The sequence below is a fragment of the Coleofasciculus sp. A1-SPW-01 genome (assembly GCF_040217205.1).
Taxonomy (GTDB): Bacteria; Cyanobacteriota; Cyanobacteriia; order Cyanobacteriales; family Coleofasciculaceae; genus Coleofasciculus; species Coleofasciculus chthonoplastes_A.
In genome coordinates, this window is record NZ_JAVJNP010000130.1 from 54568 (window position 1) to 71381 (window position 16814).

The window sequence follows — 16814 nt, forward strand, 5'->3', positions numbered from 1 at the left end:
TTCATCTAGGACATCCACTACATTGCTAGCTTTGAGCCAACATTTTGCTGAACGTTAGGACTAATAACCAGCCACTTGAGTGAATGACAACAATTTATCTATCATCCCTTATTTTACTGCGAAAGGGGACCTGCTTCTAAAAGCCGAACATCAACATCCACATCACTACCTGCTGCTTCTTTCAGCTCAGGCGCAAACTCTGTTCCTTTAATTCTTAATCCCAATTCAAACAAAATGTCTGCCATATCATCTTTAGCAACTTTACCATCATTAATCAGAGAAAAGCGCCGTTCGAGTTCTTCAAAAACATACGATCTCAGGCTTCTAATATCCTCTTGGAGTTTTTCGCGAGTTTCTGAGAGTTCGTTATGCAAATTATTGGTTTGTTTTTCTAAACTATTATCCAGGGATTCCAGATTTCCGGAAAACTTTTTGTTGACCATATCGATGGTTTGCCGAATCTCCGAATTGTCGTTTTGAACTGTCATATTCAGCGACTTCAGTTTTTTCTCCAGGGAATCTACAGCGGCTCGTAGCTCTGTCGCATAAACAGTCTTGGTTTGCTCGATGCGATCGCGCATTTCTTGCTGCATCAATGCCAGGTTCGATTCAATTTTGTCAATTCGGCTATCGTACTCTCGGAGTTGAGCGCCGAAGATGATATCTCGGATCTGGTCAATATTGCCTAGGCGCTCGCGCATTTGTTCTTTACTGATTTCTGCCATACTTTTCCCTCTCACTGGGTTAAACGTCTGGTTGGCTCAACTTGATAGGTTGGTGGTAAATATCCTCCGATCGGGGGGTGACACTACTATAACACTGCTGTTGGCGCTAAAAGATAAGTCAGAATCTTTCAAGTTAGAGTCTTTCCCACCGAGTCAGTTGTTGGATTGATGCACTGTCTTATTTATTGCCGTCCCTATTTTTATCGAGTTTAACCATAGTTTTCTGAGATTACCAAGTTCCCTAGAAAAAGTTGACAAATTAGGCTTTATATGAATTGTAGGGACACGATATGTCGTGTCCCTACAGGTAACGGATACAATAGATTAGGTTATTGTATTAACCGATTCGGGGAATTCCCCCCTCTCTTAGAGGTTGTAGTGCTTCCCAGGATTATGGTTGTACCGACGATAAGGGTACATCAACAGGTGTATTCTGGGATGCGAGTGACTCACCCACCAGATTGCTAAGTCCCGCCGCGTTCAAAAGGTTGACCCACTGATTCGCCACCTCCGAATCACTCGGATAATTGCGGCGCAGTTCAACAAGCTGTGCTAGAGTATCTTGCCACAGTTGTGCCTCAGCATAGAGTTCCACTTTTTTTGTCGGTGATGCCTGCGCTAACTGAGTTTCTAGGGTAGGAGCGATCGCTACCCGTCTTACCCATCCTTCAACCACCAGATCATTAGAGCGTTCGTCCTCAGGCGGACAGAGAATCGAGAACGTCCAACGATAATCCTCACCCACCGCCAAGGGTGACAAGCTAACATCCTGGGGTAGATTTAATGTGATGATTCCTGACTTGCCATTGGTACGGAATTGGCTTTGATAAACGAGATTTCCCTCGCTATCCTCCAGAACAAACTCCACAGGTAAGGGTGTACTGGGATCGGGTGAGGCTGGTAGGTAGACAAAAAAGCTGGGATAAGCCGCAACCGTTGTACCAAAGCGATCGCTTGGCATTAAAGCCGTTAACGGTTTACCGACAACAGGGCAATTAACTCCAGCACTTCGGGTTGCTCCTCCTTCGACACGGTTCGCCGAGCCGATTCCCCTTGGCGGTTCATATTTGTTAGTTGTCCAGGTTTGGGGGATTCCCTGAGCCTGGAGAATTTGGGGGCTGTGGATCAGGGCAAAGCCTGCGGCAAATAGCGCCAGTTTGACCCCAACAGCCAAAGAAAATCGATAAAAAGGACGTCGCTTATGTACCATGACAGTGACTCAGTGATTAATTCGGATTGGTTCTGCCACCCTGAGCTACTGGTTCTTCGACAATTTGCTCGAGTTCGACTGAACGGAGCAATTGGCTCCACGCCGCCTTCAAACCCTGATCATTGGGGCGATCGCGACGTAGTTCCACTAAGGTATTCAACGTTTCATACCAAAGTCGCTCACTGGCGTAGATAGCCACTCGCTGTTCCGGCGTTGCTTGTTGGATGCGGCGTACCAGATTGGGATCAGGTTCCACGCGCTCGAACGCACCATCGACATATACATCACCGGATGGTTCTTGAGTATTACAAATCAGTCTTAACGTCCACTTATATGTCTGATCAGTCTCTGGAGGAAGGACACTACTTTCTAAGTTAGGCAACGTTAAGCTCATAATACCGGGAGCACCGACAACATATTGTTTGTCATCTCCCTGAGAATCTTGTCCGGTGTAATGGGCGAAAGCATACTTCGTCGAATAAATTTCCTTACCCTTGCCATTACGCACCGTCAACTCTACTCCCCAAGCTGTGTTTTTCGGTAGATACCAAGAGAGAGTAGGATACTCAGCGATGGTTTTGCCAACACCAGACTCAGGAACCAATGCGATCGGAACTTGACCGGGTTTAGGGTTTGCAATACAAGGTCCTCTTGTACCACCACCTTCTCTATTACCTGGAATCGCTGGACCTTGACTGTCTGGCGGCGTGAATTCCCATTCTGTGGGGATATCACGGCTGAGGGGTGAACCTCCTAACTGTGCTTGTACCCCAGCGGGAACATTAGCCACAAGTCCTAGGGTTAGCGCTAAAGCGACTGTAAAACGGGATGAATGGGTAAACCAAGCCATAATAATTTAGAACTCCTTCTTAATCAGAGTCTTTCAAAGTTTTTGGAAAAATCTGTCTGAGCAGATACTTAACCTTCCTACAAGAGGGATGATAATTGCATAATTTTCAGGGTTCTCGCCGAATAATTTGCCTGAATAGTTCTATTCTAGCTTGAGATAGGGAGTGAACTGAAACCTGGGATTGCAATTTTATCTGAATCTTTATGTTAGTTTTTCCCTATCTTTGTATTGGTTGTTTTATTCAACAGAACTAGCTCCTGAGTTAGACAACGATTCTCTTAAGGTTGCACTCCTGTCTGGATTTAATTGCTCAGAAAGACTTTGTAAGCCAACTGAGTGCAATAACTTGTTCCACGCGGTTTGCACGTTGCGATCATTGGGAAAATCCTGATGGAGTTCTACCAAGGTGTCTAACGTGTCATACCAGAGCAATTCCTGGGCATAGAGTGCCACTCGTTCTTGAGGTGTTGCCTGTTGAGTCCGCATTTTTAGCGTTAGACTCGGTTCCACTCGCTTAATCCCACCACCCACAACCATATCTGCTGAACGATCCAGGGGATCGCAAATCAATGCTAATCGCCAGTAATAGAGCTGATTCGCTTTCAGGGGAGCAAGATTAGCAGAGGGAGGAATCGCTAGACTCATAATTCTCGGCATCTGTGTTTCCCCTGTCGCCGACTGATCCAAGGAATACTGAACCCGGTAAATTTCTTCATCATTAACATTGTTCAGTACAAACTCGACTGCCGATGCTGTTGTTGATGGCATATACCAGAAGAATTTGGGATATTCCTGTAGGGTTTTGCCGATCAATGATTCTGGAACTAGGGCAATTAGTGATTGATTATTCGGCGTACAATTCTCTGGACCCCGCGTTCCACCAGCTTCTCGATTCGCGGGAATCGGCTTTTGCGTTGAACCTTCTGGAGTTTTGAATTCCCACTGAGTCGGTAGTTCAGCACCCAGAGAGGTAGTCCTAACCGGGGTTGGCACTTGAGCGACTAGCTTGGTGGCTAGTCCTAGCATCAAAGCTATTGTTAAGAATGTTAGGTGTGATAAGCGGGTGAAACAAGCCATAATTCAGATATATGCTCGTAGAACCGAGTCTTTAGTATATAGATGTTAGAGCAGAAGCCAAGGTTCCAGACCCAGGTTAGTTTCTGTCAGACATAATCACCTTTTTGGCTCAGGCAAGCATCTACCTTAAGGGAAATGTTGCTGAATTAAGAGTTTGTCGTAAACGCTGCAAATCATGCTAGCCCACTTTTGGTCTGACTACGACCCCTGGTTATATCAGTACCATTGTCTTAAGTTGTTAATATTTTAACGTTAGACATGGGTAATCCCGGAACGTTGTTTCCACTCTTATCTAAATCTTCATCACTCTTAAAGCCAATTCCTGATTTCCATGCTTCTATCGCCTGAAAATTTAAATCTTTTGTAAAGATATAGCTATTCTCACTTGAGTGAAATACATGAATTCCTGTGAGATGGGTAATTGCCCTTGTCCTCCAAGGCGGTAAGGACTAGAGAAACTGGGCATCCAATGTTCCAGACTTGCTATGGTTCGCCTAGTGCAGCGCCCTTGGAAATACTTGAGCAGCTTTGTCCAAGCGGAGGAGCGGGGAAGCGGGGGAGATGTTTACTGTTTCGTTATTTCTGCCTTCTTGCACTAGAAGCAGGGGGAACAGAAATTAGTGCTTAGCCGAGTAGAATTATATCTAACCCGACAGACTTTAGTAGTTTGTCCCAAGCCGCAATCACAGCCGGATCATTCGGGCGATCGCGCTGGAGTTTCACCAACGTCCCTAATGCTTCATACCACAGTCGTTCCTTTGCGTAAAGTACCACACGCTCCTCAGGTGGTGCTTGCTGTAGGCGACGGCTTAGAGTAGGGTCAATTGACACTCGCCGGATTGTGCCTGCCAGATAAACATCACCGGATGGATCATTGGGGTTACAGATTATTTTTACAGTCCAGTCATACTTCTGATCCTCTTTCAGTGGCAGAGAGCTACCCGTTAATCTCGGTATGGTTAAACTGAGTATACCGGGCGTGCCAACAACCAATTGGTCATCTTGTCCCTGATAATCGTTTGAGGTGCCACGGGCAAAGGCATACTTGGTCGAGTAAATTTCCTGACTATCACGATCTGTTAACTTAAACTCCATGCCCCAAGCCCTTGTCCGGGGTAGATACCAAAAGATGGTGGGATACTCCGCCAGTGTTTGTCCCATACCAGACGCCGGGACTAAGGCAATGGGATAACTGCTGAGGCAACCCGCAAACGGTAAATTGCTGCTATCTTGTAGACCTGAATCACCAGAATTAGGCAGTGGCGCGGATTCCCATTGATCGGGTAACTGAGAACTGATCGAGGCATTGCTTAACTGCGCTTGTACCCGAACTGGCTCTTTCAGGCTCAACCCCACGATTAAAAGCAATGTTACTAAAGCGGTTATGGCTAGTTTGTGTGGAAAAAAACGGATGAGTTTCATAATAAATACATACAAAACTGTTTTTGTCAATAAAATTATTGAATGAAAACGGCTACCCAAGAACAACCAATGTTCAAAAGTGCGATCGCACATTTAAAATATTGCAGATGCACACCCGGATCATCCGCCTAAATGAGAAGGGTATTGACACCACCTGAGTATAGATGGCGACGCTGAAATCTAAATCTTGATATAGACTGATCATGATTCCTAATCCTGATTCCTCTGTGTCACCTAAATTGAAATCGTTCCACACCATTCGACCGATTGGGGCGGCTGCCCTACAGGGTATTGCTTTTTGGGGAGAAAAATTGATTGCCATCGATGCCACGAGTGGCTATCTGTTGCAAATCAACCCCCAAACTGACGATACCAAAATTTTGAATTCCTCGCCGGATCTCGATTTTACCGATGCGACGGGTTTAGCCGTCGTGGGGGATACGCTGTGGTTGACGCGGAAAGAAAGTGTATACTATTGCCAACTCAACGGCGATCTTCAGCTTCAGCATTTCCTGACATTACCCTACACCGCCAATGGTGTTGCACTCAAGGACTCGACGGTCTATATCACCTGTCAAAAAATGGGGTATATTCTGATTTACAGTCGGGATACCGGGCAGGAGATTACCCGCTTATATGCCCCAGGAATTGGCATGGAGAACATTACGGTGCGGGATGAGGAACTTTGGCTCTCGGATCAGGAAGAACAGACTGTGTATTGTCTCGATCGCGCCACCGGAAACATTATCTTCAGCGTCTTGACTCCTTTTGAGAATCCCACGGGTTTAACCTTCTACCGAAACCCGCAAACAAATCAGGAGATTCTCTATGTCGCCTATGCAAGCGAAGAACCCTACATCCGCGATAATCCTAACGCTCAACCCAACCACGAACTACAGTATCGCGATCGCACGTTTATTCATCCCCTGTCTTTTCACTACAATGCCGAGGAACGCTATGCTCTCTCCAATGGCTATTTAATTGAAATGTCTTATGTCGAGGAACTGTCCCCTTTAGATGATGTAGCCTTGCAGGACATAGAATGGCGCATCGCCTTACCCTCAGAAACCGCACGCCAAAAAATCCGCGCCATTGAAGCCGTTGGGATTCCCTTCACCGAAGAAATCCAAGGCAATCAGCGGGTGGCGGTGTTTAAATTTGATGCCCTCGCCCCCGGAGAACGGCATTTATTTGGCTGGAAGGCGCTTCTAGAAGTTTGGAGTATCAAATATCGGATTACGCCCAGAGATTTAGAAAATACGCCAGAATTGCCACTTGAATACAAATCCCGCTATTTGGTAGATGATGACGAGTTAGCCATGGATACCGAAATCATCCGCCGCGCCGCCCTTGACGCTGCGGGTCGAGAAACAAATTTATTGCGACAAATGTATAGTATTCGCAATTACGTCTATGACCAACTCGCTTACGGAATCAAGCCCCATATCGATACCCCCGATGTGGTGTTAGCGCGAGGAATTGGTTCCTGTGGGGAGTATCTCGGCGTCTTATTAGCCCTATCCCGTCTCAGTGGAATTGCTTGTCGTACCGTTGGTCGTTACAAATGTCCCGCCCATCCCGATCAACGAGACATTCCCTTACAACCTGATTTTAATCATGTTTGGATGGAATTTTACTTACCAGGATTTGGTTGGGTTCCCATGGAATCTAATCCCGATGACACCCGCGAAGGTGGACCTTACCCCACTCGATTTTTTATGGGATTGGCTTGGTATCATGTAGAAATTGGTAAAGGAATTACGTTTGAAACCCTGACCAGTAAAGGTGTTCCAGTTAACAAGGAAGAGGTTTCTATTGGGGATCTAGCGATTAATCATGTCCGGTTCAAAATTCTCGAAGAATTACCGCCTCCGGGGGAATAGTTTTTCCGAATGTAGGGGCGGGTTTCACTATTATCGTTTTGGGTTCATCCAAATGTGACTAAACCCGCCCCGACTGAACCTTCGCTGCACTCAAGGACATGGTTTTGATACCCTGTTTTTCTACAAATGACAAATGACAAATGACAAATGACGAATATGAACGTTATTCCAGCTATTGATTTACTCGACGGTCGCTGTGTACGGTTATACCAAGGCGACTACGCGCGATCGCAAGTTTATAGTGAAAACCCGGTGGAGGTGGCGAAACAATGGGTAGACCAAGGGGCGAGTCGGTTACATCTGGTGGATCTAGATGGGGCGAAAGCGGGACACCCTGTTAATACCAAGACCATCGAAGCCATTGTCCAAGCGGTATCGGTTCCCGTAGAAGTTGGGGGCGGATTGCGCGACAAGGAAGGAGTTAGTCAACTGCTTTCTCTTGGGGTTCAGTATGCGATTCTGGGAACAGCGGCGGTTGAAGATCATCCTTTAGTCGAACACCTGTGTTCTGAGTTTCCCGATCGCATTATTGTTGGTATCGATGCGCGAAATGGTCAGGTAGCCACACGGGGATGGTTGGAAACCTCAGAAATTACCGCCACTCAATTGGCACAGCAAATGGCTAATTTGGGTGTATCGGCAATTATTTATACAGACATTCACCGGGATGGTACACTCACTGGACCCAATCGCGACGCCTTGCGAGAATTAGCCAGCCATGTCTCGATTCCGGTGATTGCGTCTGGGGGTGTCAGTTCGATTACAGACTTATTAAGTTTACTGGCGTTGGAACCCCTAGGCGTGATTGGTGCGATCGTGGGTCGCGCCCTGTATACGGGCGATGTTTCCCTCAAAGAAGCGATTCAAGCGGTGGGACAAGGGCGTCTTCAGGATATTCCCCCCGACTTGGGATCGTCTTCATTGGCTTGAAGGGAACAGGGAACCAGGAACGGGGAATCGGGAACTAAGCGTAAAGGTGGCGGTTACTAGGGCAAATAGGAAACAATAGATCAGGAGAAACCATTTTTTCCTAACTGAACCCTGACTCCTCAATAAATGATCCCAGATGTCTGCCAAAGTTATCCTTACAGTCATCACAGGAAGTCTCAAAGGTGAGAACTTTGAATTTTGCGATCGCACGACTTGTATTCTAGGTCGCGCCAAAGATTGCAATCCCCGACTCCCTAATGATCGGTATCACAAGACTATCTCGCGCTATCACTGTTTGCTGGATATCAATCCTCCTGATATCCGTATTCGTGACTTCGGTAGTCTCCACGGCACTTATGTTAATGGTAAAATTATTGGCAAACGCCATCGATATCAAACGCCAACCGAAGGGGCTAGGATACAGTTTCCAGAGTACGACTTAAAGAATGGCGACGAAATCAAGCTTCGCCATACCCGACTGCGCGTCAAAATTGAAGGGGTAAACCACAGTGACGTTAACTCCTCTGAATCACAAACAATTGGTGTTGATCCCAGTGAGAAACCTCTCTTACCCCGTGAAAGTGGCTTAAAAAGCGCTTCGACGACGTTAGGGTGTGACTCTTATCTACCTAAGATTCGTGGCTACACAACGCTGAAACGATTAGGTCAAGGGGGATTAGGAACCGTCTATTTAGCCCATCATGACCAAACTGAGGAATTAGTCGCCCTCAAAATCATGCGATCGCACAACAGGCGTCCCAGTGATGCGATCAGGCAATTCCTGATGGAGGTTGACAAAACCAAAGCCTTACAACACCCTAATATCGTTAAACTCCGGGAACTTGGTTACGACCAGGATTCCTTTTTTTTTACCATGGATTATTGTAATGGTGGCAGTGTTCTGGATTTAATGCAGCAACGCGGCGGCAAATTGTCGGTCAATGAAGCGATGTCGATTACACTGCAAGTCTTGGATGGGTTAGACTATGCCCACACTATCCAGAGTCCTGATAATAGTAACATTAAAGTGCAGGGATTAATACACCGGGATCTGAAACCGGGAAATATCTTTCTTGCCAATCTGGGATTAGGGCGTCTTGCCAAAGTTGCTGATTATGGATTGGCTAAGGCGTTTGATTTGGCAGGATTGAGTGGGTTGTCTCGCAGTGGTCAATATGCGGGGAGTCCGGCTTTTATGCCTCGACAACAGGTTATTGATTTTAAATATAGTAAACCCGATGTTGATGTTTGGGCAATAGCGGCGTGTTTGTACTATATGTTAACGGGTAGATTACCTCGTGATTTTGGCAATCAAGACCCATTCTGGGTTGTCTTGCAAACTAAGCCTATACCTATTCGCCAACGAGATGCTGAAATTCCCAAGGGACTAGCGGAGGTGATTGATTTGGCGCTTACTGATCACCCTCGGATCTATTTTAAGAGTGCTGCTAGTTTTAAACGGGCTTTGGAAGGTGAATTATAAGTTATTAGGTGGATTTTTAATTAAGTGGGTTTGATACAAGTTATGTTTTTTTAACGCAGAGGTACGCAGAGGGGAACGCAGAGGTACGCAGAGGGGGTTGGCTGATGGGGGTGAAAGGTTTGTTGGATTTCTTGTCCGGTGGAATACTCATATTGGGGTGAAGATAAGTTTATGAGTCAGTGGAAATCGGGACAACTGCTTAAAGGGGGTAAATATAGTATTGAGCAACTGTTGGGCTGTGGTGGTTTTGGTGTAACTTATCGGGCAAAAGAGTCAGTATCCGGAAAATTAGTCGCGATAAAAACGTTGAATCTTTACCAGCAGTTTAAGCCTAATTTTAGCCAAATCCAGGAAAAGTTTTTGAATGAGGCTCTCTGTTTAGCCCGATGTCACCATCCCCACATTGTTGAGGTTTATCCTCAATTGTTTCAAGAGGATGGCGTATGGTGCATGGTGATGGACTATGTTGAGGGGCAAGATTTAGCCTCCTATTGTCAGAGTCAGGGGCGGTTATCAGAAGCGGAAGCTTTAGAGATCATTAAGCAGGTGGGAGAAGCCCTGATTTATGTGCATCAGCAAGGATTTTTACATCGAGATATTAAACCTAAAAATATTTTACTGCGTCAGGATAGTTTATCAGTGGTTTTAATTGATTTTGGTCTTGCCCGTGAGTTTATTCCGGGTGAAGAACAAAGTCTAACGAATTGGGGAACTGAATGTTTTGCCCCGATTGAACAGTATGAACGACGGGGGAATTTTGGCGCGTATACGGATGTTTATGCTTTGGCGGCTACTCTCTATTTTGTCCTGACTGGAGAGTTGCCTTATTCGGCAACGATTCGCCAACAAGGAAATATTCCCTTAGTACCACCGAAACATCATAATCCTCAAATTAGCGATCGCGTCAACAATGCAATTCTGAAAGGGATGGAACTTGAACCGCAAAATCGTCCGCAAACGGTGCAGGAATGGCTGATGCTGCTATCGTCTCCTCAATTATCGGTGTTTCAGTTTGAGGTGATTACTGTTGATAGGAAAGGAGAAATAGTTAATCGCTGTAGCCACCAGTCTCAATATTTTGTTGAAGAATTAGGTGACGGGATAAGTCTAGAAATGATTGCGATTCCAGGGGGTGAATTCCTGATGGGTTCTCCAGAGACAGAAGCAGAGCGTCGAGATACGGAAAATTTCCAACATTCCGTTAAGTTGTCATCATTTTATCTGGGTAAGTATCCCATCACTCAAGCCCAATGGCAATTTGTTACCACGTTACCCGAAGTGAATCAATCGCTCAATCCTAATCCATCCAGTTTGAAAGGAAAAAATCGACCGGTTGAGCAAATTTCTTGGAATGATGCAGTAGAATTCTGTGCCAGATTATCCCAGAAAACGGGACGAATGTATCGCTTACCCAGTGAGGCAGAATGGGAATATGCTTGTCGGGCTGGCACAACAACACCTTTTTATTTCGGTGAAACGATTACCCCAGAATTAGCGAATTTTAACGGCAGTTTCACCTATGCGGATGCGCCAAAAAGTATTTATCATCGTCAATCAACAGATGTGGGTAGTTTTCCACCCAATGCATTTGGATTATACGATATGCATGGGAATGTTTGGGAATGGTGTGCTGACTTGTGGCACAGTAATTACAGAGGTGCGCCCTCAGATGGTAGAGTATGGAATAGTGCGGAGAATAATCAATTTGGTTTTATGTCGCGCTTTCGGGTTTTACGTGGTGGTTCTTGGGTTAGTCGCCCTAAACAATGCCGTTGTGCTTCTCGTCTGAATGGAAATCTTGATGATTGGTCTTTGTTTAATTTCGGTTTACGTGTGGTGTGTTGATAACCAAGATATGTTTTCAACCTCTGCAAATATCGCTCTTATGTCACTTTTGGAATTGCAAAGGCTGAAACCCTGACAATCAGAGAGTTTGACAATTCCGCTCTATTTCATAAGTTTCTATCAGTTTCTCAATGCCCAAATGATTGAGAGTGACGCTACTTTTAAACGGGCGTTGGAAAGCGAATGATGACTGATGTAGAAACTGGGAAACATTAAGTGAAATGAGAGCGCGATCGCCAAGGAAGCAGTAGGATAAACCAACAGGATATTAAACCCAGCCCCTGACTTCTACATCAGTTAAAATTTTACCCAACTTCAGACATTCGCTTTTCGTCGCTTGTAAAAGATGTTTCATCATCACAGGTTCACCCGCATCTGCCGCAATAAACGCCGCATTTAAGGCAATATTGCGAATATTTCCCCCCGCCATATTCAGTTTACCTAACTTTTGCATATCTAACTTCTTTGTCGGCGTCTCTTTTGGGAAAATTCGCTGCCAAATCTCGGTTCGCTCTGGGGCGTTGGGAAAGGGAAACTTCACCGAAAAATTAATCCGACGCATAAAGGCTTGATCTAAGGCGTCGAGCAGATTTGTGGTCAAAATCGCTAATCCTTGATAGGCTTCCATCCGTTGCAATAAATAACTCACTTCCACATTTGCATGGCGGTCATGAGAATCTTTTACTTGTGTTCGTTTGCCAAACAACGCATCGGCTTCATCAAAGAGTAAAATTGCCCCACTGGTTTCCGCTGCATCAAAGATTCGCCGCAGATTCTTCTCCGTTTCCCCAATATATTTACTCACCACTGCACTCAAATCAATTCGATAAAGGTCAAGGCGTAACTCCTTTGCCAATACGTCCGCCGCCATGGTTTTCCCGGTGCCACTGGGTCCAGAAAAAAGAGCGCTAATCCCTAAACCGCGTCCTCCTTTTCCCGCAAATCCCCACTCATGATAAACTTTTGCTCGTTGGCGCACATGAGTTGAAATTTCATGTAATGTAGCTTTTTCCCGTTCGGGTAAAATCAACTCCTCCCAAGTCGCTACAGCATCAATCCGTTGCGCCAAATCATCTAAACGAGGACGTGCTTGAACTTTACAGAAATCCCATAAATGAGTTTGCAAGGGAGATAAGGGATTTTCTATTTTAGGTTGAGTCTTTTGAGTTTTCGATGAGCGACGACGGGTTGAGGATGAAGCTGTTTTGGCTGGTTCTTTATCGGTTTGTTTGTCTTCCTGTGGTTGATCCGGTGATGTAGACGTATAGTCACTACTATTCAGCGATAAACAGGCGGCTTGAATCGCGGCGGCGTTGAGATTAAATTGGGAAACGATGGTATCAAGTTGTCCATTCAGTTCTGTTGTCAGTGAACCGAGATGGAATTTCCAGATATCTCGTTGTTCAGCATGACTCAGTTGACCCACCTCTAAGGTAATCATCGGGCGTTGATGTTGCGGTTGTCGTTCCTGGGTGCTGAAAATTAACGGCACTTTTAATTGTTCAACAAACTCGGCAATTGCCCACTCTCGCCGAGGATCACCTTGAGTCATCTCATCAGCATTCAGGAACAAGAAACTGTGGTTTAATAAAGTTTCCCGCAAACAGCGTTGCATCAACTGATACAGTTCATTCGGATTAAAGGGAATAACAGAGGCTGATATCATCTGAAGATTCCAGCCTACTGCGCTACAGGCGACAGTGGCAATGGATTGCTTTGCCCCTATATCTGAACCACATAACTGAACAACGGGATCGTCAAAATTTGCCAGTGGTTTAGACCAAGTGGCGATAAGTTTGTCAGCAATTTGTTGATACGAAGGGGGAAGAGGAGTGGAAGATGAAGGCGGTACAGGTAAAAGGATACCTGCCAATTCCTTATCTGTGCAAGGTTCACTCAACAGATAACAGAGAATGCGCTGATTAATGCGTAGAGGTGATTGAGTAAAGAATAATCCTTCCACCCTTTCAATCAGTTCCCACTGGTGTAAGGGAGATTGGGAGGAAAAAATGCTCAGATCAGACTGGTGAAACGTAGATAAGGCTAAATTCAGCGTCGGATAATTTTGTTTAGGATTGCCGTTAATTTTGGCACATAAGACTTCAAACTCATTATCCAACTCCATGCCAACACATAATAAGAGAATATAGCGGTCAAATTGGGAGAGGTTAAATAAAGCACTGAGTTTATCTAAGGCTGGCGGCGCGTGTTCGAGAATCGCTGCGGCATCTGGGGATAACGTTGTTTCCAATTTGGCTAAATTGGGCTGATTTTGCTGGTAAGCGAGGTAATCTTCCAAAACCTGTCGGACTTGATTAACGGCTATCTGGAGATAGTGAAAGTTGCCTTCATACCAGGTGATTGGTGTGGGACTATCCATATAGGTTTATAGGTTTTAATGGTGTTAAAGTTTATCGTTGGTTGAGAGCGTGAAAGCGAGTAATACTCAAGGGGGTTGGGAAGAGCGATTCCCTCCGGGATAGCTATAGCCCTTCGGGCATGGCTACGCTAACGCTTACTGCCCAACTCAACAGTCTCTCCCCTTGCTCCCGTTTTCTGGTTCTTATGTTAAAACATATTTCCGGTTGAATTCGGTTTAGACAAAATAGTTTATAATTTAGCCAACATCTCAAGACCTCTTGGGTCAAGCCGCTTGCCGCTGTTTTCTGGGAATGGACAGGCATTGGCTGATCAGACCATCACCCAGAATTCTTGAGGAAATCGGCTCCAATCATTCATCACATTATCGGGCAACTGAGGCGGCATCATGGAGTATAAACCCGTACAAAAGAAAAATTCGTCCTGGACTCCAACCCCAGTACAGAAAAAGGGTAAAAGCCTCGGTAAAATGGGACATTTTTCGATTCAACCCAAGTCAAACCCGTCATCTACCCCATCCCCAGAAATACGGGAATATTCCAGAGCATCAGCCGATAGACTCGCCGCGAATGTAATGCGAGGAATCCAAGCTAAAGAACAGGAGGAAGCTGAAGGGTCAACCCTTCGGCTCCGCTCAGGGTCAACGCTACAACGTAAATCTGAATCACCCTGGGCACCAACGTTTGATCCACCCCTACCCTTACCACAAAGCCCAGCTTCCCAATTAAAAGGTGCTTTTGCCCCAGTATCACAGAACCCGATTCAACGTCAATGTGCTGATTGTGCCAAAGAAGAGAAGGAACAGGCGGGGGAAGCTGGGAAAGACTTAGAGGAAATTGGCATTCAAACGAAGTTGACGGTAGGAGCGCCAGGAGATACTTACGAACAAGAAGCTGACCGAGTAGCGTCTCAGGTAATGTTAATGTCAGCGCCTCCGGATAGTTCAGCATCCGTTCAGCGTCAATTAGACACCAATCACCCCCATCACCCCCATCAGATATGGAAACGAGCGCAGTCAATTACACCTGTGGTGCAGAGGCAAATTGATCCGCGTGTGCAAATGCGCCAGATGATACAACGAGCGCATCAAATAGAGGGAAATCAAGCCTCTGGGGATTTAGAGAGTCGTTTGAATGCGTCTAAGGGTGGAGGTTCTCCGTTATCAGAGGGCGTGAGAGGGTTTATGGAACCGCGCTTTGGGGCGGATTTTAGTGGGGTGCGGGTGCATACGGGTGGTGAAGCGGTGCAGATGAATCGGGAGTTGGGCGCTCAGGCGTTTACCCATGGAAGTGATGTTTATTTTGGGGAAGGGACATCTCCGGGGAATAATGAGTTGACGGCGCATGAGCTGACTCATGTTGTCCAGCAGGTAGCTGCACCCGACATTCAAAACCGATCTGCGAATGAAAGCGGTGAGACACACACCCAGAGCAGCGAAGTGCAGATGGTGATGGCTAGTCACGTAGTACAGTTTTGGCCTGGTGATGGTATGTTGCCCCCGGGAGACTGTGGCTGGGCGACATATGTCGGTCTGCGGGGAGCGGTCGAGACAGCAAAAGCGATTGTGAGTACCCTCGGTGCTTGCTCCGCAGGTGACAACTGTCTCACTCTTGCAACCAAGATCGCCGCTATCACTGCGGAGATCGCTGCGCGTCTGGCGCTGGACACTACCTGCTTTAGGGGCGGAGACACCGGCCATCGCCAGCAAGTGCAAGATAAGATCAACATGGTGAACCGCTGCTACCGATTCTTCACGGATTCTAACTGCCCGCAAGAGTTGATCGAAGCGATGGAAGCAGTCGTCGAACGCGCTCGAGAGGTCGTCGCGGCGGCAGCCATGGCAGTGCTAGTTATCGCGGCAGTGGTTGCACTCATCGCAGCGATTATCGTACTAGTGAAAGCCATCATTGCGGCAGCCGGAGCAACCGCCGTCGCAGCAAGCGCCGCCGCAGTGATGGCGGTACTTTTGCTGATCCTCGACCAGATCTCGCCCGAGAACCCGACAACCACGTAATGATATGCAAATCCCTCCAGACAAGAACCTCAAAGAGCGCTTTTTCAATGCCTTCGCCTCGCGCCCCCGACCCCTGGCTAGTCAGATCTTGCGATCAGCGGTGAACTACGACGGCGATCGCCTGCGCGAACTCTTGGCTACGAATACGTCAACGGAACTCTCGGTGTACGATCTCCGAACCGAGGTCGAAGGCAACCTCTGGATGCTCGCTCCGGAGGCATTCCGGTACTTCCTACCAGCCTTCCTGTACGCTTCCCTGGAGTCATATCCATCTCTCAGCATTTTCGTCTCCGAACTCGTAGGCGCACTTACCGAACCCTCTCGTACAGACGTCGTAGAGGCGCTTGATCGAGCTACTAGGCTCCCGTCCGGTCTCGGTTTGCCGGACGACATGACCGAGCTACTCCGTAAGCAGCAGCTCGAATGGTTCGATTCCGGTACTCCACTAGCCATTTTCCACGAGCGCTTCGACAGCCTGACCCCCGCCGAAGGTGGCGCGATTCTCGACTTCTTTGTCGCCCTCCAAGAAGCCCACGGCGCGGATTTTCCGTTCGGAGAGCTGGAGATCGCTGTTGATCGGTACTGGGTTCGCTATCGAGCATTCATGGATAACTGACCTAATGCTGTCCGCAAAGATCTGCGGAATGTAGGTTGTACTCTCCGATAGGTGCAAAAGCTGGTTTTTTACTCAGGTCAGCCTACTGCTATTACTTTTGAGTTCATCCGGCTCTGTTCAATTAGCGATCGCGTTACCAATGCTAGTGCGATCGCATAATTAATATAGTAGGGTGGGCAAATTATGTTAATTGAATGATTTCACCAGAAATTATATCCATTTGCCCACCCTACCCCTTAACTCTTTACCCAAATCACCAAATCTTTGCCATCAGCAATCTGAAACCGGGTAACTCTGGCTCACCACTAACCTGCTCCGGATTTTCCAAGATTTGAACCTCTTGATTCGGGCGATAGACATAAACCGTGCGATTTTTGCGG

General features: G+C 46.6%; 13 protein-coding genes. 6 read left to right on the top strand and 7 right to left on the bottom strand.

Features of this window, described 5'->3' with window-relative positions; genetic code table 11:
- Window positions 1–113: 113 nt before the first annotated feature.
- The 5 genes from RH949_RS20585 to RH949_RS20605 form a co-directional block, all read right to left on the bottom strand.
- Entirely contained in the window at window positions 114–725 is a 612-nt protein-coding gene (locus RH949_RS20585) for a hypothetical protein (protein WP_006100083.1), read from the bottom strand.
- Window positions 726–1116: 391 nt separating this feature from the next.
- Window positions 1117–1935, bottom strand: a complete 819-nt coding sequence (locus tag RH949_RS20590; protein WP_446355768.1) for a DUF928 domain-containing protein — start codon at window positions 1933–1935, stop codon at window positions 1117–1119.
- Window positions 1936–1951: 16 nt separating this feature from the next.
- Window positions 1952–2785: a DUF928 domain-containing protein gene (locus RH949_RS20595; RefSeq protein WP_446355770.1), complete on the bottom strand. Its 834-nt coding sequence runs from the start codon at window positions 2783–2785 to the stop codon at window positions 1952–1954.
- Between the two features lie 237 nt (window positions 2786–3022).
- Window positions 3023–3811 carry a DUF928 domain-containing protein gene (locus RH949_RS20600; protein WP_446355772.1) on the bottom strand — a complete coding sequence of 263 codons (789 nt, stop codon included), beginning with the start codon at window positions 3809–3811 and terminating at the stop codon, window positions 3023–3025.
- Between the two features lie 675 nt (window positions 3812–4486).
- A complete protein-coding gene (locus RH949_RS20605; protein ID WP_044206274.1) occupies window positions 4487–5284 on the bottom strand; it encodes a DUF928 domain-containing protein in 798 nt (265 codons plus the stop codon).
- Between the two features lie 203 nt (window positions 5285–5487).
- Between RH949_RS20605 and RH949_RS20610 the strand changes: the two genes are divergently transcribed.
- The 4 genes from RH949_RS20610 to RH949_RS20625 all read left to right on the top strand — a co-directional run bounded on the left by RH949_RS20610 (window position 5488) and on the right by RH949_RS20625 (window position 11425).
- The gene (locus RH949_RS20610; protein ID WP_446355775.1) at window positions 5488–7167 is read left to right on the top strand and encodes a transglutaminase domain-containing protein; all 1680 of its coding nucleotides are present in this window, start codon (window positions 5488–5490) and stop codon (window positions 7165–7167) included.
- Between the two features lie 156 nt (window positions 7168–7323).
- The gene (hisA, locus tag RH949_RS20615; RefSeq protein ID WP_446355788.1) at window positions 7324–8097 is read left to right on the top strand and encodes a 1-(5-phosphoribosyl)-5-[(5-phosphoribosylamino)methylideneamino]imidazole-4-carboxamide isomerase; all 774 of its coding nucleotides are present in this window, start codon (window positions 7324–7326) and stop codon (window positions 8095–8097) included.
- A 136-nt stretch (window positions 8098–8233) separates the two neighbouring features.
- Window positions 8234–9580, top strand: a complete 1347-nt coding sequence (locus RH949_RS20620) for a protein kinase domain-containing protein (RefSeq protein WP_446355777.1) — start codon at window positions 8234–8236, stop codon at window positions 9578–9580.
- 171 nt (window positions 9581–9751) lie between these two features.
- Complete coding sequence (locus RH949_RS20625) at window positions 9752–11425, top strand: SUMF1/EgtB/PvdO family nonheme iron enzyme (protein ID WP_446355779.1); 1674 nt, start codon at window positions 9752–9754, stop codon at window positions 11423–11425.
- A 268-nt stretch (window positions 11426–11693) separates the two neighbouring features.
- On the opposite strand, the gene RH949_RS20630 is transcribed toward RH949_RS20625, so the two are convergent.
- On the bottom strand, window positions 11694–13805 hold the full coding sequence (locus tag RH949_RS20630; protein ID WP_446355781.1) for an ATP-binding protein: 2112 nt from the start codon (window positions 13803–13805) through the stop codon (window positions 11694–11696).
- 387 nt (window positions 13806–14192) lie between these two features.
- Here RH949_RS20630 and RH949_RS20635 point away from each other — a divergent pair, with 387 nt between their 5' ends.
- Window positions 14193–15818 carry an eCIS core domain-containing protein gene (locus RH949_RS20635; RefSeq protein ID WP_446355783.1) on the top strand — a complete coding sequence of 542 codons (1626 nt, stop codon included), beginning with the start codon at window positions 14193–14195 and terminating at the stop codon, window positions 15816–15818.
- Between the two features lie 4 nt (window positions 15819–15822).
- Complete coding sequence (locus tag RH949_RS20640) at window positions 15823–16434, top strand: hypothetical protein (protein ID WP_006100046.1); 612 nt, start codon at window positions 15823–15825, stop codon at window positions 16432–16434.
- Between the two features lie 253 nt (window positions 16435–16687).
- Here the strand turns inward: RH949_RS20640 and RH949_RS20645 are convergent.
- On the bottom strand, window positions 16688–16814 hold a 127-nt coding region (locus RH949_RS20645), incomplete at its 5' end, for a Uma2 family endonuclease (RefSeq protein ID WP_446355790.1).